This window comes from Acinetobacter sp. GQ146 (assembly GCF_059758585.1).
In genome coordinates, this window is record NZ_JCAXDV010000007.1 from 22,924 (window position 1) to 42,799 (window position 19,876).

Below are 19,876 nucleotides of genomic sequence, written 5' to 3' on the forward strand. Positions count from 1 at the left end.
ATATTATAAAAGATGAGAATGTTTATATGCAAAATAAATAATAAGCTTGCAAAAAATTCACAAGCTTTTGCCGTGCTAAATATGTTTAATTACCAACGGAATTTATTCCAATTTTCAGGATTAGCCCAATATTTCGAATTAAACCAATCTGGAACATGCTTATAAGTTAAAATATTAAATTGCCAAATCGCAATATCCCCTTGCTGATCAGACTTCTCGATCAACTGGGTAAACCCCAAAGCACGCATCATTTTTTCATCTTGAGTTCGGGTAACCACCACCAATTTTTTGGCCATCAAATCACGCAGTTTCACTAAAAACTGGGATTTATACCCTTCCGATAATTCAGACATCTCAGGGCTATCTAGTAACACAAAACCCAAATCATAACGCTGCGTAAAAGGCAGACTTAGCAGCTCAGTTACGCTAAAATGACTCCAACGAATTGATTGATTCTGGTCATATTGCTCTAAATTTTGACCAATACACAATGCAGTTTGGATAGGCTGTTCCTGAGATAAATCGTCTAGCATAGAAGTGATGACATTCTGTTCAGCCATAACTGCATCCTTATTATTTGAGTGAGCTTTTCATGGAACTACAAGGCATTTGTCATAAAATGCATGCAGGTCTCAAGGACCTTAGTGTAACTGATCAACAGACTCGCAAGGCAAATGTTGAATACAAATTTATCTTAGATCGTGCAGAAATTGAGCTTCCATTCAGTTTAGGTCAAGAAATTGAACTTGAATGGACAGGTAAAATTTCCTGCGTTTCTTGTGGTAGCAAGACACCTAAGTCCTATTCGCAGGGACATTGTTTTAAATGTTTCAAAACCAAAGCTTCTTGTGACATGTGCATCATGAAGCCTGAAACATGCCATTATCATCTCGGTACTTGCCGTGAAGATAATTTTGCTCATGAAGTTTGCTTCCAACCGCACATTGTTTACCTCGCCAACTCCAGTGCGCTGAAAGTAGGAATTACTCGCCTTGGTCAGATGCCTACCCGTTGGCTAGATCAGGGGGCTACGCAAGCACTGCCGATTATGAAAGTTGGGTCGCGTCGTTTATCCGGTCAGCTTGAAGTGATGTTTGGCACGCAAGTTGCGGATAAAACAGATTGGCGTAAACTGCTCAAAGGCGAAGCAGAACCGCTGAACCTTATCGATGTTAGAGAACAACTGATTGAAGAATTTGCACCTAAAATTCAGACCATTCGAGATGAATTCAGCCAAAATCTTGAATTTAATGAAACAGTCGAATTGCTTGAAAATGAACAACCGCGTGAGTTTATTTATCCTGTAGCTGAATATCCTGAAAAAATTAAGTCCCATAATTTAGACAAGACTCCCGTAATACGTGGCAGATTACAAGGGATTAAGGGTCAGTACCTGATCTTAGATACTGGGGTAATCAATATTCGTAAATATACAGGCTATGAAATTATTCTTCGCTCTGAATAGTTTTTAAATGCGTGAGATATAAAAAAACCAGCCTCGGCTGGTTTTTTTATGAGGACTGATTATTTAATCTTAGCTTGACTCTTGAGGTACTGCGTATAGTCATCAAGTTCTTGCTGTCCACGTAATTGCTGATAAAGCTTAGACAACTCAGTTAATTGTTCTGGTGTTAAAGCATTCGCAGCAGTCTTATTCACATTTGAAATAGCCACAACAACAAACTCATTGGGTAAAGAAGCGGTAGTCACTGACCACATTCCAGCTTTTGGTGCTGGAACACTAAAGGCTGCACGCTCGATTTGACGTTTCAAACCCTGTGAACGAGTGAATACACCCACATCTTCAAAAACCAATGGGTTTTTCGCTAACACAGCTGAAGCAGCTTGAGTTTTAAACTCATCCAATGCTTTTTGGATTTTAGCTTTAGCCGCAGCGGTTGCTTTCACTTCAATCAATTTGGCTTTTACACGTGAATTTGCTTCAGCCAATGATTGCTCACCTGCCGCATGATAGTCACGAACTTTAACCCAAACGACATCACCGTTTGCCAATTGTATGTTACTCGATGCATTACGATCGCCATTTTTCACATCATCATTAAACAGCTTCGCTTTAACATTTGCATCACTTAAAACTGGGTGTTGCATACCTAAGGTTAAACCTTTAACCGACTGCACTTGTACACCCTTCACTTCTTGAGCGACGGTATCTAATGCATCGCTACCCACCACCATTTCATTCAGATTATTCACCGTATCTGAGAATGCATTCACAGTTTTTGCTTTTTGCGCTTCCGCAATTAAACGCGGCTTTTCTGCTTCAAACGAAGGTAATTTCAGCGCAGGCGCTTCCGCAGCAATTAAATGATAACCATATTGGGTTTTAACTGGCGCAGAAACCTGACCCGATTTTAATCCCGCAACAGCTGTATCAAATGCATCGCCAAACACGCCTTTATCATAAACAGCAACTACACCGCCATTCGCTTTAGATGCTGTGTCATCTGAATATTGTTTAGCTGCATCTGCAAAGCTCATACCTGCTTTTATTTTTGCAGCGACAGCATCCGCTAATTTTTTAGCTTCAGCATCAGAGCGAGCATCTGTAGTAATTAAAATATGTTTCACCAGAGGCTTCACTTTTGCTTTTTCAGCTTCTACAAATTTTGTATACGCTTGTTGCAATTCTGCTTCTGAAATTTGTACATTTGCAGCAGGTAGGTTGCTCGGGCTCAACACCACAAAATCAACATCTACGCTAGCCACTTGTCGAAACGCATTTTTGTGCTTGTTATAATAGTCAGTGATTTCTTGCTGAGTCACTTGAATATTTTTCTTATAATCATCCAATTTGATGCTTGCCAAATGAATCGTACGTTGCTCAGTTTGTAAATTGGCAATTTGCTGAATATCAACCTTGCTCACCAAAGCATAATCCATCACTGTCGAGGTCATCATTTTTAATGCATGATCTTGACGTAAGTTTTCAATTAAAGCCTGGCTCGTTAATCCGACTGATTTTAAGTAATTCGCATAAAGTGCTTCTGAAAATTTGCCATTTTCTTGCAAGCTAGGTTGTTGCGCAATCATTTGCTCAATTTGAGCATCGCTCAATGAAATACCCAGTTTCTCAGCTTGTTGCAATAACAAAGTTCGTGCAATTAGCGACTCCAACGCCTTATCCTTAATATATGACTGATTCAACATCGTTTCATCACCATTTACATAAGACAAATATTGCTGGCTATAGGACTTAGTCGCATTTTCCAGCTCTTTATTACTGATTGCTTGCCCGTTTACTGTTTTTGCAGCATCTTTCGAAGTTCCACTACTAAAATATCCTTCAATACCTACAAGTGCTAAAGGGGTCAAAAACAAAATGAGCAAAACTTTGCCCAACCAGCCCTTAATAACTTTACGAAAAGATTCCATAAGTATTCCAATATTTTATTTGTGCCGCATTTTAACCGAAAAGATAAAATGAATGAATGCGTTTAGATATTAAATCAGCATTATTAATAAAAAACGCGCCAAAAAGGCGCGTTTAGCAAACTGTTAAAAGATTAAGCTACAGAATCTTTTAAACCTTTACCCGCTTTGAAGCTAGGTACTTTGCTTGCTTTAATTTCAAGAGTCGCACCAGTTTGTGGGTTACGACCAGTACGTGCAGCACGCTCTTTCACATTGAAAGTACCGAAGCCTACAAGTGTAACTGTATCACCAGCTTTAAGCGCTTCAGTGATTGAAGCAATTGTCGCGTCTAAGGCTTTACCTGCGTCAGTCTTAGACAATCCCCCTTTTTCTGCAATTGCATCAATTAATTCTGATTTATTCATGAAGATGAAGTCCTCTAATATCGTTTATTTAAGGTTCAAGGATATAGTTTAAATTACCATAACGCCTTTATAGCAATGCTTTAGGGGAGAACGCAATACTCCTCTTGAGCTTTTATGCAAATTTAATCGCAAATTAGTCTGGAAAAAATATCAATCTCTCCAAAACTGTCACTTTTTTTCTATTTTCGCTTTCAGTTGTTCATTTTCTATAATCAAAGCATCAACTTTACTGTGCAATTGTAAAATTAGATTTTCTAAATGCTGAATATCCTTTGCCGTAATCAAACCTATGCGGTTTAAGGAATGATGCACACTATGATCAATGAGTCGCTCAACTTTATCTTTAGTATCCACCACAGACTCTTTGGCTTTTTCTGAAACTTTTTCTACCGTTTGGTCAGCTATTTCAGAGGTTTTTAACTCTAGCTCCTCACCTACCTTGACCAATGAGTCAAATAATTTATTGCCTTCTTCTTCTGCACGAGAAAATGCCCCCAACCCTGCAAGCCAGATCTGTTTGGTATATTTCCTAAAATCTAGACCAGACTTTGACCGCGTACGCATTTTGTGTTTTTGAACTTTTTCACTAGAGGAAAGCATTTCATCATCATTATTTTCTGTTTTTGTCGTTTTATTCATACACGCCACTCCTGCCTATTTATTGTCCTATCCTGCACTTAAACCGTACAAATAAACTCATCATAGCAAACTTAACACTTGATCGATTTGTAAAACTGTTCTACAAAGCTCGTCTAAAGTGCAATTTATTTCAGTCCTCACACCAATACAATGAGACAGGACACTCAGTTTACCCGTAAGGATTAGATTTTATGAGCGATTCGCAACAAAGACAAAATCAACCACATTTGTTGCTGACAACATCCATGATTGTTTTAGAAACGATTTTCACTTTTATAATTAAGCGCGATCCTGTTGTAGCATTACAGGCAAAAAAATTCGTCGAACAAAAAATAGCAATCAAAATTAATAGCTATGTCCCTTACTTTGACTTTTATGTTCAATTTAATGAACACGGCATTCTGTTCGATAGCAAAGCACCTGAAAAGCCTGTAGAACTGGATGTCAGAACCACATTGATGGATCTAATCAAAATTTTTATCTTTGCTAATCGACGTAGCATCAAAACCATGCGCATTGATGGTGATATCACCTTAAAAGATGAGTTTCGCGATCTGGTGCTTTTATTTAGTGCGCCTAAAGTACTGGCGGATTGGAAACAATGGTTCTTGCAACCCGTGGATGATGAGCAAAACATTACCTCTTCAAATAAACGCGTGGCGCCATTATTAGAGAAAATTGACCAGCAACGGTCTAAAATTAATTCACTAGAAGTAGAAGTAAAACAATACAAAAACCGAATTCGTCGTTTAGAGCAAAATCAAAAGCGGATCAATATCGCGTTTTTTGTAACCACAGTTATACTTATTATTTTATTTGTGTATAATGTTTGGCTTGCATAAATCACTCTTTTTATTATTAATTAAAACAAACTAAATCGTCTTAAAAAAACTTGACTATTTTAGTCAGGATTCATAGAATCTACACATCTAGTCTAAACATGTGTATCGAATCATGCGCTTAACAACTCGCGGTCGCTACGCGGTGACTGCTCTACTTGATCTAGCTTTGCAGCCTACTGAACAAACGATCACTCTAGCCGAAATTGCAGCTCGCCAAACTATCTCCGTTGCGTATCTTGAGCAGCTTTTTGCCAAGTTAAAACGCCATGGTCTAGTTTCTAGTGTTCGCGGTGCAAATGGTGGTTATCACCTTGCGCGTAATGCCGAAAGCATCACTGTGTTAGAAATTATTGAAGCTGTAAATGAAACTGTAGACGCAACGCGCTGTGACCATAAAGGCAATTGCCAAAATGGTGCCATGTGTCTGACTCATGATTTATGGCAAGAACTCTCTCACCACATTGCCGATTATCTCGCTAAAATCTCACTTGCTGATCTTGTAGCTCGCGACAACGTACAAACTGTTGCCATCCGCCAAAACACAGCATCTTTTGATTCAGCCCTTTTATCGGTTACAGGTAGTATTTGAAATGAAACGTCCGATTTATCTTGATTATGCCGCAACAACTCCTGTCGACCCTCAAGTTGCAGAGCGCATGATGGAATGTTTAACTTTCGATGGTACTTTCGGTAATCCTGCATCTCGTTCTCATGCGTATGGCTGGCAAGCTGAAGAAAAAGTTGAATACGCACGCGAACAAGTTGCAAACCTTATCAAAGCAGATCCTCGCGAAATCGTTTGGACTTCTGGTGCAACTGAGTCTGACAACCTAGCATTAAAAGGTGTAGCTCAGTTTTATGCTTCTAAAGGCAAGCATATCATCACCAGTAAAATCGAACACAAAGCTATTTTAGATACTTGTCGCGAATTGGAATCTGAAGGTTTCGAAATTACGTATCTTGAACCACTTCCACAAACAGGTTTAATTACTCCTGAAATGGTTCAAGCAGCTATTCGCCCAGATACCATTCTTGTTTCCCTAATGATGGTAAACAATGAAATTGGAACAGTCACTGATGTTGCTGCAATTGGCGAAATTACACGTGCAAACAAAATTTTCTTCCACGTTGATGCTGCTCAAGCTGCAGGTAAAGTTGAAATTGACCTTTCGACTTTAAAAGTTGATTTAATGAGCTTCTCTGCCCACAAAATCTATGGCCCTAAAGGCATCGGTGCTTTATTTGTCCGTCGTAGCCCGCGTGTTCGTTTAAAAGCACAAATGCACGGTGGCGGTCATGAACGTGGCATGCGTTCTGGTACTTTACCAACACATCAAATTGTGGGTATGGGTGAAGCATTTGAACTTGCAGGCAAAAATCTGGTTGCTGAACAAGCTCGCTTACGTGGACTCCGTGACAAACTTTGGAACGGTTTACAAGATCTTGAGCAAGTATTCCTTAACGGTCACCCAACACAAAACGTTGCTAACTACCTGAATGTCAGCTTCAACTTTGTGGAAGGTGAATCATTAATGATGTCACTTAAAGACGCAGCAGTTTCTTCAGGTTCTGCATGTACATCTGCAACCTTAGAGCCATCTTATGTACTTCGTGCATTAGGTCTTTCTGATGAGTTGGCTCATAGTTCAATCCGCTTCAGCTTTGGTAAATACACCACTGAAGAAGATATTGATCATGTGTTAAGCGTGACCCGAGCTGCTGTTGATAAGTTACGTGAACTTTCTCCGCTTTGGGATATGTATAAAGAAGGTATTGACCTTTCTACAGTCGAATGGGCTGAACACTAATTCTCAGCTTTCAATGAGATCATGCCAAATGATCTCATTGATTAAAACGAATTTAACCCCATATTAATATTAACGCTGACCCCGAGGTTTGGAGAAGCATCATGGCATATAGTGAAAAAGTAATTGATCATTACGAAAACCCTCGTAATGTAGGTGTTTTAGACAAAAACGCTGAAAATGTTGGTACTGGTATGGTCGGCGCGCCTGCTTGTGGCGACGTTATGCGCCTACAAATTCAAGTGAACGACGAAGGTGTAATTGAAGAAGCGCGCTTCAAAACTTATGGTTGCGGTTCTGCAATTGCTTCAAGCTCGTTGGTAACTGAGTGGTTAAAAGGTAAAACTTTAGACGAAGCTCAAGCCATCAAGAATATTGATATTGCAACCGAGCTTGCACTTCCACCAGTAAAAGTACACTGCTCTGTACTTGCAGAAGATGCAATTAAAGCTGCTGTTGAAGATTATCGCAACAAGCGAACTAAAGCTTAATTGTTTCCAGACCAGTGAAAGAATAACGGAGTTTTCATGATCAATTTAACTGAAAATGCTGCAACTCATATCAGCAATTATTTAAAAAATCGCGGTAAGGGTGAAGGTATTCGCGTTGGTGTGAAAACTTCAGGCTGTTCTGGTTTGGCTTATGTGCTCGAATTTGTTGATGATGTTGATGCGCATGACCAAGTTTTTGAACAGTTTGGTGTTAAAGTTTTTGTTGATCCAAAAAGCTTAGTCTATCTCAATGGTATGGAAATGGACTATGTCAAAAATGGCTTAAACGAAGGCTTCGAGTTTAACAACCCAAATAAAAAAGGCGAATGTGGTTGCGGTGAGTCTTTCACTGTCTAACACCATATTGTCCTCACCTATTAAAACAGTGTCTTTACACTGTTTTAATTCTATTTATTTACATGAAATAATTGCGGATCCCATCTCCCATGAATCATTTTGAGTTGTTTAACCTTCCAGTAGCGCTCGATATTGATTTAGCCAGTTTAAAAAATGAATTTTTAAAGCTGCAGCAACAATATCACCCTGATAAAGCTGAAGATAAAGATCAAGCCCTGATTAAATCAAGTGAAATTAATCATGCATTCAAAATCTTATCTCAGGTTGACAGCCGTGCTGGATATTTATTGGCGCTCAAAAAACAAGATTATCATCTCGACCAATCCATCAATGATTTTGAGTTTTTACAATCCGCGCTTGAAATTCGTGAACAATTAGATGAAGCATCATCTGCGGATGATCTGATCTCTCTTAAAAAAGAAGTTTCACAATGGATTGATGGCTTAGTCCGTGAATTCAAAATCGATTATCAAGATGAAGACTGGGCCGAGGCTCGAGATACCGTCCGTAAATTACGTTTTTTCCAAAAAGTCATGAATGATATCGACAAAGCTGAAGATCGTTTCTTAGATGATGACAGTTTTGATCTTGATGATGATTTTTAAGTTTTCAAATTTTACTGCTCAAAGGATGTAACGCATGGCACTTTTGCAAATTGCAGAACCGGGGCAATCAAGTGCACCACATGAACACCGTATTGCGATTGGTATTGATTTAGGCACAACCCACTCTTTAGTCGCAACTGTGCTTTCTGGTAAAGCCAAAGTTCTACATGATGAACAAGGTCGAGTGTTACTTCCTAGTATCGTTCATTACACCGAAAATCAAACCCACTACGGGGATGATGCGAAACCCTTTATTACAGCCGACCCTAAAAACACCATTGTTTCCGTGAAGCGTTTTATGGGTCGCTCTAAAGCCGACATTAAATTCCAACACCCATACACACTAGTGGGTGAAGATCATCAGATGCCGGCCTTTGAGACCGCTCAGGGACGTAAAACTCCAGTCGAAATTTCGGCAGAGATTTTAAAACAGCTCAAAGACCGTGCTGAAGCAAGCTTGCAAAATCCAGTAAATGGTGCAGTAATTACCGTACCAGCCTATTTTGATGAAGCCCAACGCCAAGCGACTCGCGATGCAGCTCAACTGGCTGGATTAAATGTACTGCGCTTACTGAATGAACCTACAGCTGCTGCTGTTGCTTATGGTTTAGATCAAGATACCAATTTAGCGACTGATCACAACTATGTCATCTATGACTTGGGTGGCGGTACATTTGATGTCTCTATTCTTCGCTTCTCGCAAGGTGTATTTGAAGTTTTAGCCACTGGCGGTCACACTGCTTTAGGTGGTGACGACCTTGATCGTCTGATTGTAAAATGGGCAAAAAAACAGCTCAACATTGAACACTTAGATGATGCCGAATACGCACATTTTGTAGTTGCCGCGCGCAAAGCGAAAGAAGCACTGAGCGATCAAACCACGGTTGAATTAAAGCTTTTAGATCAAAGCTTAAAGCTTGATCGCCCTACCTTTGAAAGTATTATTCAAGTTGCATTAGACAAGACCATCAGTGTATGTAAGCGTGTTATGCGCGATGCCAAACTTGAATTATCTGATATTCAAAATGTCGTTTTAGTGGGTGGCTCTACACGCTCTTATGCGGTACAAAAAGCGGTCCGTGATGTGTTCAATCAAGAACCTCTTTGTACCATCAATCCAGATGAAGTTGTTGCGATAGGGGCTTCAATTACCGCAAATCAATTGATTGGCAACTCTACAGATGGCTCTTTGCTACTGGATGTCACCCCACTGTCGTTGGGTTTAGAGACGATGGGTGGACTGGTTGAACGCCTCATTTCTCGCAACACGGCTATCCCCGTTGCACGTCGTCAGGAATTCACGACTTATCAAGATGGCCAAACCGCGATGTTGATTCATGTTGTGCAAGGTGAGCGTGATCTGGTTGAGCATTGCCGTAGTTTGGGTCGTTTTGTTCTACATGGCATCCCTCCGATGACAGCAGGTCAGGCCCGAATTGAAGTGACTTTCCAAGTCGATGCAGATGGCTTACTTACCGTTGCTGCCAAAGAAACTACATCGGGTGTTCATGCTCAAATCGACATTAAACCGTCATATGGTTTATCAGAAGCAGATACTGAACGACTGTTACTCGACGGTTTTAAATATGCCGAAGAAGATAAAAGCCTTCGTCATCTACAAGAAACCAAAGTTGAAGCGCAACGTGAACTTGAAGCGCTAACACAGGCTTTAAAAGTTGATACTCAACTGCTTAGCCCTGTACAGCTTGATGCGTTGAATCAAGCCAAGCTAAATCTTGAAACTAAACTTCAAGGCGATGATATTCAAGCCATTGAACAAGCAGTAGAGCAGCTTAAAACACATAGTGATCAATTTGCTGCATTACGTATGAATCAACATATTGATGCAGCGTTAAAAGGCACTAAACTCGAAGACTGGTCAAACTCAAACTAAATTAAGGTAAAGACTATGCCACGTATTAAAGTACTTCCACATGCGCAATTCTGCCCAGAAGGTGCTGAGTTTGAAGTTGAGAAAAATGCAAACTTATGTGAAAGCTTGCTAAAAAACAACATCAAGATTGAACATGCTTGCGACATGTCATGTGCATGTACCACTTGCCACGTGATTGTACGCAAAGGCTTTGACAGCCTAGAAGAAATGAACGATGTGGAAGCTGATTTGCTTGACCGCGCGTGGGGCTTAGAACCAGATTCTCGCCTCTCTTGCCAAGTTGAGATTGTAGATGAAGATTTAGAAATTGAGATTCCTAAATACACCATCAATCATGCATCAGAGAATCACTAAGTTGATTCAAAAAAACCACGCGGATTGCGTGGTTTTTTTACATCTATAAAATAAGTAAATACAATAAAATATTAGTGAATGCGCGAATCTTCTTCTATAGGCTGAATCACTTCATCCTCAAGCTTCAATTTCACAATCCCTTGTGAGTTGGTTAATTTTTGCTGTGTTTGAATACGCTTAATCATCTTATCCAATACCGAAATCAGCTCAGGATATTCAAAGTTTTGCACTTCATCCAAATTAAGCAATAAATGAAAACCTTTATATTCGTAATCAAACCAGCGCTGATAATCTGTTTTTTGCGAAGTATATTTTTCCATCACTTGCCATGTGCGTACAGGCCCCTGAATCCCTTTTAAATAAATCGGTGACTTAGGCGCACACAAATAGTCGTTTTTAATTAAGTTATAGGTATCATCTGAAATTAAAATTTCATCTACCGCAGCAGCACTCTGCAAGCGAGCCGCCAAGTTTGCATCACGACCAACAATGGTATAAGCCATACGATGTGCTGCACCATAGTTACCAACGTGGCAATAACCGGTACTAATGCCCATGCGAATATGCAAAGGTGGATATCCCATTTTAATCCAGCGTTCGCGCAGTAATTTCATTTGTTGACGCATGACCATGGCCATTTCTACACAAGTTTTTGCGTCTTGCTCCACCCCTTGTGTATTTGGATCACCAAAGAAAATTAAGATGGCATCGCCCATGAATTTATCGACTGTACCTTCATATTGCTTGGCAATTTCGGTCATATGGCTCAAATAGTCATTAAGCAAGTAGGCTAAATCATCTGGAATGAGCGTTTCTGATAGCTCTGTAAAACCTTGAATATCCGAAAAAAAAACGGTCATTTTTTTACGTTTATATTCAATTTTAGCTTCTGACTCACCTTTCATAATTGATTGCCACAACTGCAAGGGCGCATAACGACTTAACTGATTGGCAAACTCCATGTAGCGATTCATCTGATTATAATAGTATTCTCGCTTGGAATGGATATAACGAATACGACGGGTTTGATAAATAATACCCACACCAAAATAGGTAATCAAACACAAGAATGAGAGTACCGTAAGTTCTGAAGAAGTATGTTCAAAATACTCACCAAAACCAAAAATAAAAATATTACAAAAATAGAAAACAGCAACCCCAAACACACAGGTTAGCATTGCTGAAAAAAATGAGACTTTAGTATTTATTGATGAAAAAAGAACAGCAAAAATTGCGGTAAAAGTCAGCACCAAACTAAGATGAACTGCCGACAGCATGACGGCTATCACAATCACATCAAGCGCAAAAAGTGAATTGCGTTTGGCATGATAGCCATACTTAAATTCCAGCCAATGAGATAATTTGGGCAGAATTAAAGCAACCATTCCCATCAAAACAGGAACATAGATTTGATAGTGGGTTTCTGGTGAGGTGTAGTGATAAACAACTAAAAGTAGAGATAGCATTGCATAACCCATCACGCGATGAAGGTATTCAAAATGCTTAGGGTCTCTATCTAACCAATTGCTTAATGATAGCACTACCTACTCCAGAACCCGAATTTAATCACAATTCATCCATAAACAAATGATTTGTTCAGATTAATCCATGCGCCAGTCAAACGGCATATCACCCTGACCACGTAGAGCAAGCATTAAAGTTTGACGCATATGCGCAAGTACTTCGTTTGTATATGGAACTGCTGGTGTGCCCCAAACTGGTTTAGGCCAAGCCACATCGTTTTGATAACGTACAACATGATGAAAATGGAGTTGAGGCACCATATTACCCAATGCCGCAACATTCATTTTATCTGCGCGGAAAACACGTGCAAGCTGACTAGACAACCAGCTTGATTCACGTAAAAACTGTTCCTGATCAGCCTGACTTAATTCATACAGCTCAGTAACTCCAGGAACACGTGGAATAAGAATGAGCCAAGGAAACTGCATATCATTCATTAAACGACATGTAGAAAGCGGAAAATCGCCTACAAAAAACGTATCTTGAGCAAGTTGTGGATGCAAACTAAACATATCTTTATAAATGATGCAAAATTAGAATGATGGTTAATACTATCACATCAAACTAAGGCTGAGTATTCTATAAAAGGTGTTTCATTACAAATAAAGCACCAATTGACTTGAACTCAATCACATTTATTACTTTAATAATTTTCCCAAATAAATCAACCGCTTCTTTGACTATCCCTCCAATCTAACTTTTCGAAAGTCAAGCCAAAGAAGTGACTTCCTTCTATCAATTCAGGTCTTTAATCAAGTTTTCCAGTAAATCATTGATAAATTGAATCCTTTTTTCATAATCCTCCAGCATCACCATGACTTTTAAGCGCTGACCACCTTCCATACGGAAGAAGGTTGGATGCTTTTGCATCATATTGATGATACTCATGGCCTGCACTGGAGTATCTTGGGAAAATTCGATATGCCCGCCATTACTGTTGATATCAATTTTTGTAATGCCTAAAAACTCAGCCTTGAGTCTTAATTGATGCACTGCAAATAATTGCTTTACGGGTTGTGGTGGAATACCAAAACGATCTATCAATTCCATGCGGATATTATCTAGCTTGTCTTGGGTATTGGTATTACTGATACGTTTATAGAATAACAAGCGCTGATGCACATCGCCCAAGTACTCATCTGGAATTAATGCTGGCATATGCAGATTAATTTCAGCGGTAAGCGATAATGGCGCATCAAAATTCGGGGTTTTACCCTTTTGGATTGCTTTGGTGGCTTTCTCCAGCATTTCCATATACAAGCTATAGCCAATCGCTTGCATAGAACCACTTTGCTGTTCACCCAGCAATTCACCTGCACCACGGATTTCTAAATCTTCTGTCGCAAGCATAAAGCCTGCACCGAGTGTTGCTGCACGCTGAATGGCATCTAAGCGTTTTTCCGCATCACCCTTTAAGCCTTTCATGGATGGAACCAATAAATAAGCATAAGCCTGATGATGCGAACGCCCAACCCGACCACGTAACTGATGCAATTGTGCCAACCCGAGTTTATCCGCACGCTCAATTAAAATGGTATTGGCATTCGGCACATCAATCCCTGTTTCAATAATCGTTGAGCATACCAAGACATTATATTCTTTATGATAGAACTGTTGCATAACCTGCTCCAGTTCACGTTCACGCATTTGCCCATGTGCTACAGCCACGCGTGCCTCTGGTACTAGTTCACGGATACTTTCGGCGGCACGCTCAATACTTTCTACTTCATTATGCAAGAAATAGACTTGTCCCCCACGGAGTAACTCACGCAGAATCGCCTCTTTGATTGATTCTGAAGTATGCTCCTGCACAAAAGTTTTGACAGCCAAGCGTCGTGCTGGTGGCGTAGCAATGATCGATAGATCGCGCATGCCACTAAATGCCATATTTAATGTTCTAGGAATGGGAGTTGCCGTCAGGGTTAACATATCCACGTCTGCACGCAACGCTTTGATACGCTCTTTATCGCGCACACCAAAACGATGTTCTTCATCCACAATCATCAACCCCAGATTTTTAAATTGCACATTTTCTTGCAGAATCTTGTGGGTACCAACAACAATGTCGACTTTGCCATCAGCCAAATCTTCAATGGTTTTTAGATGTGCTTTACTCGAACCAAAACGCGACAATACCTCAATTCGAACTGGCCAATCTGCAAATCGGTCTTTAAATGACTCATAGTGCTGTTGTGCCAGCAATGTTGTCGGTACCAAAACGGCAACTTGCCTATTATTCTGTACCGCTACAAATGCTGCCCGCATGGCAACTTCTGTTTTCCCGAAGCCGACATCACCACAGACCAGACGATCCATTGGTTTTGCCAGTTGCATATCATGTAAGGTTGCTTCAATCGCATTGGCCTGGTCTAAAGTTTCCTCATAAGCAAAGCCACTAGCAAATTGCATATAAAGGCTATGATCAAGCTCAAAACTAATACCCGGTTTAGATTGGCGACGTGCTTGTATATGCAATAGCTCAGCTGCAACATCATGAATCTGTTCCAGTGCCTTACGTTTCGCCTTGCTCCAAGCATCGGTACCGAGTTTATGCAGCGGGGCTAAATCTGGATCACCACCACTGTAACGACTAATTAAATGTAAATTGGTGACCGGAACATACACTTTGGCAGCATCTGCATAATCTAGCTGCAAGAACTCATGTTCCTGATCATCAATACTTAGAGTGATTAAACCTGCGTAGCGTCCAACACCATGATCGATATGCACAACAGGTGCACCAATACTGAGTTCAGTTAAACTCTTGATTAAGAATTCTTCCGAGACTTCTTGCTGGCGCTTACGACGACGCTGCACAACCCGATGTTCATATAACTGATTTTCAGAAATGACACTCAGTTGATTTTGAATCACCAAACCACGATCTAAAGGCGCATTGGTAATGGCGATCGCTTGTAAAGATTGCTGAAAATCTGCGAAGCCATCAACACTTGGGATTTCGCCTAAATATGGACGTAGTGCATCTTTTAGTGTTTCACGTCGCCCCGCACTTTCTGCCACCAAAAGTACCGGATGATTGACTGTATCGAGATAATTTTTGACTGCTGCAAAAGGCTTTTCTTGTTTAGGATCGACAGCTAAACGCGGTGGTGGCTCAGTCGCTAAATTAATTGCACCCGCGCGTTCTTCGACTTCTTCGGTCGAAGCCAGAATTCGGCCAAATTTATTCAGGTGCTCCAAGACCAGATTCGGTGATAAAAAAAGTTCATCCGGCGGCAAGATTGGATGATCGACATTATGCCGACGATCCTCATAACGACGCAGAACTTCTTTCCAAAATCCAGACAAGCCTTCATCCAAACCTAAATCTGTAATGACAATGCCATTCTTTGGTAAGTACGCCATAAGCGTACTTTGACTTTGCATGGCTTGTTTCTCAAAAAACAGCGGTAAATAGAATTCAATACCCGGTGATGAAATCCCATCTAGCACATCTTGGTAAATGGGGTTTTTCTTCGGATTGGCCGTTGGAAAACTTTCCGCATAACGATCTCTAAATAAAGAACGCGCTTCCTTGAGTGGAAACTCTTTAGCAGGTAGTACACTAAATTGTTGTAAATTTTGCGTGGTGCGCTGTGTTTCAGGGTCGAAAAATTTTAGGCTCTCAATTTCATCATCAAACAGATCAATACGAATCGGTGCATTTTGGCCAGAAGCAAAAATATCCATAATGCTGCCGCGCACTGCAAATTCACCATGGTCGTATACGGTATCAACCAAATGATAGCCAGCCTGAATGAGACGCAATTTTTGCTTTTCAATATCGAATTTTTGTCCCACCTGAATATCGAAATGCTCGCCCAAAACCCAAGATGCTGGCGCTACGCGCTGCGCTAAAGTTGAGGCTGAAACGAGTAATACGCCTTGTTGCGGCATATTCGATAAAATCGCCAAGCGTTCAGACACGATATCTTGATGTGGGGATAAACGGTCATACGGTAGAATTTCCCAATCGGGGAAAATTGTCGGTTTAACGCCGTAAAATTCAAGCTCGCTTTCGAGTTGAGCCAGATGCTGACTGTTCCGAGCTACCAGAATAAAAAGCTGCTTATGTTGTATAGAAATTTCTTTAAATAATAATGCAGCAGCTGAACCTTGTAATTGTCCGATCCAGCGTTTTTCACCTGCTTTCAATTTAGACAGATTGAGTTGAGCAATTTCTTGTTGGAACATGTAGGTCGCTTTTTAGAGATAAGTCACTTGGTTACAATCTTATCACGAGGCCAAAAGCCAATAAAATTTTTATACGGTTACTTAACCCAGAATGTGTGAGACTTGTTGAACATACTACTCATCAACACGCATATGAGTGCTATAAATAGCTATATATAGTTAAGCTTTATTTTTCGCGTATAAAATTGCGATAGTAGTCATTCAGTTTTTGTACGATTTGCTTAAATTGCACTAGATTTTCTTCCGTATTGCCTAATCGTGTGACAAATCTCTGCTGCGCAATTTCCAAATCAATTTTTTCATTGATTAACATGGCCGCATAATAAAGTGCCTGCAAATCATCAAACTGTGTTAAGCGTCGGTTGGAATAGTATTCTAAGCGTTCAGACAATTCCTTATTGAGGATTATCCCATCCACGATATAGCCCTGCTCTGAATCAAACTGAATCGCATGCTCCAGTAAATAAGCTTCTTCTTCTTTCGCTTTTGAACTTTTAAATACATTTTTTAGCTTATTGAGCATCTTCCTGCTTCCCTTAACTATTGAAGCCACATTATATAATGCAATCAGAACGAACTTATCGACTGAATACACCATTTAATCCCTCTCTTCTTTTTTGCATCGTTGTTTTGTCCAAGCTTTAACCTTTTATTCGAAGTCGATAAATTTACATAAAACGTATATTTAGCTTGATTGCATTGCGCGCATAATTGAGATGAAATGATTCATCACTTAACGATTTTCACAAGTCATCAATACAATAAAAAAGGAGAATCGAGCCCCTAGGACTTAAATTTAGAGTAATAATACCGCAATAATTAAAACCCCTACGAGCAGCGCATAAACATGTCATTTTTGACTAATTTTCAAAATGACTGATTCATACTGGAGGTATTTCATCACTATCGAATTGAAATATCGGATTTTATTTTCAACCAACCAGATCTAAAAATGTAAACTTATGTAAACAGAACCACACGGATCAATTAAATTGAATACTTTTTATTCATATTTATTGAAAGTTCACATTATAAAAGGAAATATTCAAGCAAACTGCGTACATCTCTTAAACTGACTAGCCTGTTTTGTCATTTTTAGTTTTGTAAACAAAATTACATTTTGCTACACAAGATCACAACAAACACCCTAGAAATGTAACAGTAAGTAATTTTGCTTTTATGTTTGAATCAGCTCCTCGCTATTGCAGCTCAAAAAATCATCTTGGATAAATGGACAGATGGTTTTAGGACAAAGGATGGGCATATGAGTCAAGTGAACCCCACATTAATTACTTTTATTTTTTACATTGTCGCAATGGTCGGTATTGGCCTATATGCTTATAAGGCAACTTCAGATTTCTCTGACTACATCTTGGGTGGACGTAGTCTTGGAAGCGTTGTGACAGCACTTTCAGCAGGCGCGTCGGACATGAGCGGCTGGTTGCTTATGGGTTTACCCGGAGCAATTTATTTATCTGGTCTTTCTGAAGCTTGGATTGCCATCGGTTTGATTATCGGTGCTTGGTTAAACTGGCTTTTGGTTGCTGGACGTCTTCGTGTTCACACTGAATATCAGAATAATGCGCTTACATTACCAGATTATTTCACTGGTCGTTTTGGCGACAAAAAACGTATTTTACGTATTATCTCTGCATTCGTAATTCTTATTTTCTTCGCTATTTACTGTGCTTCAGGTATGGTTGCTGGCGCGCGTTTGTTTGAAAGCTTATTTGGCTGGGACTACTCAACAGCGCTTTGGATTGGCGCACTTGCGACAATTTCATATGTCTGTATCGGCGGTTTCCTTGCAGTGAGCTGGACAGATACTTTCCAAGCAGGCTTGATGATCTTTGCTTTATTGTTAATGCCAGTGATGGCTTACCTTGCTATTGATGATCATAGTCAACAGTTTGCTGTATTACTTGAAGCTGCCCGCCCACAAGCCATGAATATGCTTGAAGGTTTAAGTACCGTTGCCATTTTATCTTCAATGGCATGGGGCTTAGGCTACTTTGGTCAACCACACATTCTCGTGCGCTTCATGGCTGCAGATTCTGTTAAGACAATCCCTGCTGCTCGCCGTATTGGTATGGCTTGGATGATTTTATGTCTTGGTGGTGCGGTTGGTGCTGGCTTTGTTGGTATTGCTTACTTCCAGCAACATCCTGAACTTGCGGCAGTAGTTTCTCAGAACCCTGAAACGATCTTCATGGAATTAAATAAGATTTTATTTAACCCATGGTTAGCTGGTGTTATTTTGGCTGCGATTCTTTCAGCAGTAATGAGTACTCTAAGCTGTCAGCTTTTGGTTTGTTCAAGTACGCTTACTGAAGATTTATACAAATCATTCATCCGTAAAAATGCATCTCAAAAAGAGTTGGTTTGGATCGGTCGTTTGATGGTTGTTGGTATTGCTATCCTTGCTATTACAATTGCTCAAAACCCAGACAGTAAAGTTTTAGGTTTAGTGTCTTACGCTTGGGCTGGTTTTGGTGCTGCGTTTGGTCCATTGATTATCTTATCTTTGTTCTGGAAACGTATGACACTCAACGGTGCTATCGTGGGTATCCTTGTTGGTGCAATCACTGTAATCGTTTGGAAAAACACCATGGGCTACACAGGCTTGTATGAAATCATCCCTGGCTTCATCTTGTCTTTCATCAGCATTATTGTTGTGAGCCTTCTTGGTAAAGAACCTGCAAAAGATGTGGTTGAGCGTTTTGAAAAAGCAGATGCCTTCTACAAACGCGAAATGGCTGAGTTAAAGAACAAGTAATTGATCTTTATCGTGGCAAACAATAAAGGGGCTTAATGCCCCTTTATTTTTATCTATGCTTTTTGACTTTGAGATTCAGCTTACCGCTTTCTTTAATCACTTCCATGACTGGATAGCTACGCGTTTCCTTGATCCCTGGCAGTTGCCAGATCACCTGCCCTGAAATTTTGCGAAACTCTTCCATACTAGCGCAGCGAATCTTGACAACAAAGTCAAACCCACCACTGGTCATATGGCATTCGACAATCTCTGGATACTGTAATACTGCCTCGCAGAACTCATCTAATACATTCGGCGTCGTTTTATCGAGTAAAATCTCTACGAAGACCACAAAATTTGAGTTCAACATTGCAGCATTTAACTTGGCCTCATAACCAAGAATAAATCCATCTTTGCTGAGCTTCTGTACCCTTGCAAGCACAGCCGTAGGAGATAGGTTCACCTCTTCAGCCAATTTGATATTAGATATTCGTCCATCATTTTGCAGAATATCTAAAATTTTAATATCCGTTCGATCAAGCGATAAAATTTGGCTAGACATCTGAATTAATCTCTAAAAATAAGGGAAACAATAGTGAGTTATTCGGGTTTATTTCTG

Annotated in this window: 19 protein-coding genes; 10 read left to right on the plus strand and 9 right to left on the minus strand. The window is 40.0% G+C overall.

All coding sequences use genetic code 11. The annotated features are described in order from the left end of the window. Nucleotides 1-89: 89 nt before the first annotated feature. The gene (locus AC6CHI_RS11795) at nucleotides 90-560 is read right to left on the minus strand and encodes a DUF6231 family protein (RefSeq protein ID WP_498121454.1); all 471 of its coding nucleotides are present in this window, start codon (nucleotides 558-560) and stop codon (nucleotides 90-92) included. 32 nt (nucleotides 561-592) lie between these two features. Between AC6CHI_RS11795 and AC6CHI_RS11800 the strand changes: the two genes are divergently transcribed. Further along, on the plus strand, nucleotides 593-1,465 hold the full coding sequence (locus AC6CHI_RS11800) for a DUF2797 domain-containing protein (RefSeq protein WP_458892714.1): 873 nt from the start codon (nucleotides 593-595) through the stop codon (nucleotides 1,463-1,465). A gap of 59 nt (nucleotides 1,466-1,524) precedes the next feature. Here AC6CHI_RS11800 and AC6CHI_RS11805 read toward each other — a convergent pair whose 3' ends face one another. The 3 genes from AC6CHI_RS11805 to AC6CHI_RS11815 form a co-directional block, all read right to left on the minus strand. After that, complete coding sequence (locus AC6CHI_RS11805) at nucleotides 1,525-3,393, minus strand: SurA N-terminal domain-containing protein (protein WP_498121456.1); 1,869 nt, start codon at nucleotides 3,391-3,393, stop codon at nucleotides 1,525-1,527. A gap of 131 nt (nucleotides 3,394-3,524) precedes the next feature. Next, nucleotides 3,525-3,797: a non-specific DNA-binding protein Hbs gene (gene hbs / locus AC6CHI_RS11810; RefSeq protein WP_004976639.1), complete on the minus strand. Its 273-nt coding sequence runs from the start codon at nucleotides 3,795-3,797 to the stop codon at nucleotides 3,525-3,527. A gap of 168 nt (nucleotides 3,798-3,965) precedes the next feature. Beyond that, nucleotides 3,966-4,397 carry a phasin family protein gene (locus tag AC6CHI_RS11815; protein WP_458892870.1) on the minus strand — a complete coding sequence of 144 codons (432 nt, stop codon included), beginning with the start codon at nucleotides 4,395-4,397 and terminating at the stop codon, nucleotides 3,966-3,968. 230 nt (nucleotides 4,398-4,627) lie between these two features. Between AC6CHI_RS11815 and AC6CHI_RS11820 the strand changes: the two genes are divergently transcribed. From AC6CHI_RS11820 to fdx, 8 genes are all read left to right on the plus strand, one after another. After that, nucleotides 4,628-5,278, plus strand: coding sequence for a hypothetical protein (locus tag AC6CHI_RS11820; RefSeq protein WP_458892716.1), 651 nt, complete (start codon nucleotides 4,628-4,630; stop codon nucleotides 5,276-5,278). A gap of 112 nt (nucleotides 5,279-5,390) precedes the next feature. Beyond that, nucleotides 5,391-5,867, plus strand: a complete 477-nt coding sequence (locus AC6CHI_RS11825) for an Rrf2 family transcriptional regulator (protein ID WP_458892717.1) — start codon at nucleotides 5,391-5,393, stop codon at nucleotides 5,865-5,867. A gap of 1 nt (nucleotide 5,868) precedes the next feature. After that, on the plus strand, nucleotides 5,869-7,086 hold the full coding sequence (locus AC6CHI_RS11830; RefSeq protein WP_498121459.1) for an IscS subfamily cysteine desulfurase: 1,218 nt from the start codon (nucleotides 5,869-5,871) through the stop codon (nucleotides 7,084-7,086). A 101-nt stretch (nucleotides 7,087-7,187) separates the two neighbouring features. Next, nucleotides 7,188-7,574: a Fe-S cluster assembly scaffold IscU gene (iscU, locus tag AC6CHI_RS11835; protein ID WP_458892719.1), complete on the plus strand. Its 387-nt coding sequence runs from the start codon at nucleotides 7,188-7,190 to the stop codon at nucleotides 7,572-7,574. A 36-nt stretch (nucleotides 7,575-7,610) separates the two neighbouring features. Next, the gene (iscA, locus tag AC6CHI_RS11840) at nucleotides 7,611-7,931 is read left to right on the plus strand and encodes an iron-sulfur cluster assembly protein IscA (protein ID WP_498121461.1); all 321 of its coding nucleotides are present in this window, start codon (nucleotides 7,611-7,613) and stop codon (nucleotides 7,929-7,931) included. An 89-nt stretch (nucleotides 7,932-8,020) separates the two neighbouring features. Continuing rightward, the gene (hscB, locus tag AC6CHI_RS11845) at nucleotides 8,021-8,536 is read left to right on the plus strand and encodes a Fe-S protein assembly co-chaperone HscB (protein WP_458892721.1); all 516 of its coding nucleotides are present in this window, start codon (nucleotides 8,021-8,023) and stop codon (nucleotides 8,534-8,536) included. Nucleotides 8,537-8,570: 34 nt separating this feature from the next. Next, nucleotides 8,571-10,430: a Fe-S protein assembly chaperone HscA gene (gene hscA, locus AC6CHI_RS11850; protein WP_498121463.1), complete on the plus strand. Its 1,860-nt coding sequence runs from the start codon at nucleotides 8,571-8,573 to the stop codon at nucleotides 10,428-10,430. A gap of 15 nt (nucleotides 10,431-10,445) precedes the next feature. Then, a complete protein-coding gene (gene fdx, locus AC6CHI_RS11855) occupies nucleotides 10,446-10,784 on the plus strand; it encodes an ISC system 2Fe-2S type ferredoxin (RefSeq protein ID WP_458892723.1) in 339 nt (112 codons plus the stop codon). A gap of 71 nt (nucleotides 10,785-10,855) precedes the next feature. On the opposite strand, the gene AC6CHI_RS11860 is transcribed toward fdx, so the two are convergent. From AC6CHI_RS11860 to AC6CHI_RS11875, 4 genes are all read right to left on the minus strand, one after another. Next, a complete protein-coding gene (locus AC6CHI_RS11860) occupies nucleotides 10,856-12,262 on the minus strand; it encodes an adenylate/guanylate cyclase domain-containing protein (protein ID WP_498121642.1) in 1,407 nt (468 codons plus the stop codon). Between the two features lie 123 nt (nucleotides 12,263-12,385). Next, nucleotides 12,386-12,820, minus strand: a complete 435-nt coding sequence (locus AC6CHI_RS11865; protein WP_142768650.1) for an HIT domain-containing protein — start codon at nucleotides 12,818-12,820, stop codon at nucleotides 12,386-12,388. A 223-nt stretch (nucleotides 12,821-13,043) separates the two neighbouring features. Next, a complete protein-coding gene (gene mfd, locus AC6CHI_RS11870; protein WP_498121465.1) occupies nucleotides 13,044-16,502 on the minus strand; it encodes a transcription-repair coupling factor in 3,459 nt (1,152 codons plus the stop codon). A 166-nt stretch (nucleotides 16,503-16,668) separates the two neighbouring features. Further along, on the minus strand, nucleotides 16,669-17,025 hold the full coding sequence (locus AC6CHI_RS11875; RefSeq protein ID WP_498121467.1) for a hypothetical protein: 357 nt from the start codon (nucleotides 17,023-17,025) through the stop codon (nucleotides 16,669-16,671). A gap of 741 nt (nucleotides 17,026-17,766) precedes the next feature. Between AC6CHI_RS11875 and putP the strand changes: the two genes are divergently transcribed. Further along, a complete protein-coding gene (putP, locus tag AC6CHI_RS11880) occupies nucleotides 17,767-19,278 on the plus strand; it encodes a sodium/proline symporter PutP (RefSeq protein WP_498121469.1) in 1,512 nt (503 codons plus the stop codon). A gap of 49 nt (nucleotides 19,279-19,327) precedes the next feature. On the opposite strand, the gene AC6CHI_RS11885 is transcribed toward putP, so the two are convergent. Next, a complete protein-coding gene (locus AC6CHI_RS11885; RefSeq protein ID WP_458892727.1) occupies nucleotides 19,328-19,819 on the minus strand; it encodes an Lrp/AsnC ligand binding domain-containing protein in 492 nt (163 codons plus the stop codon). Between the last annotated feature and the right edge of the window lie 57 nt (nucleotides 19,820-19,876).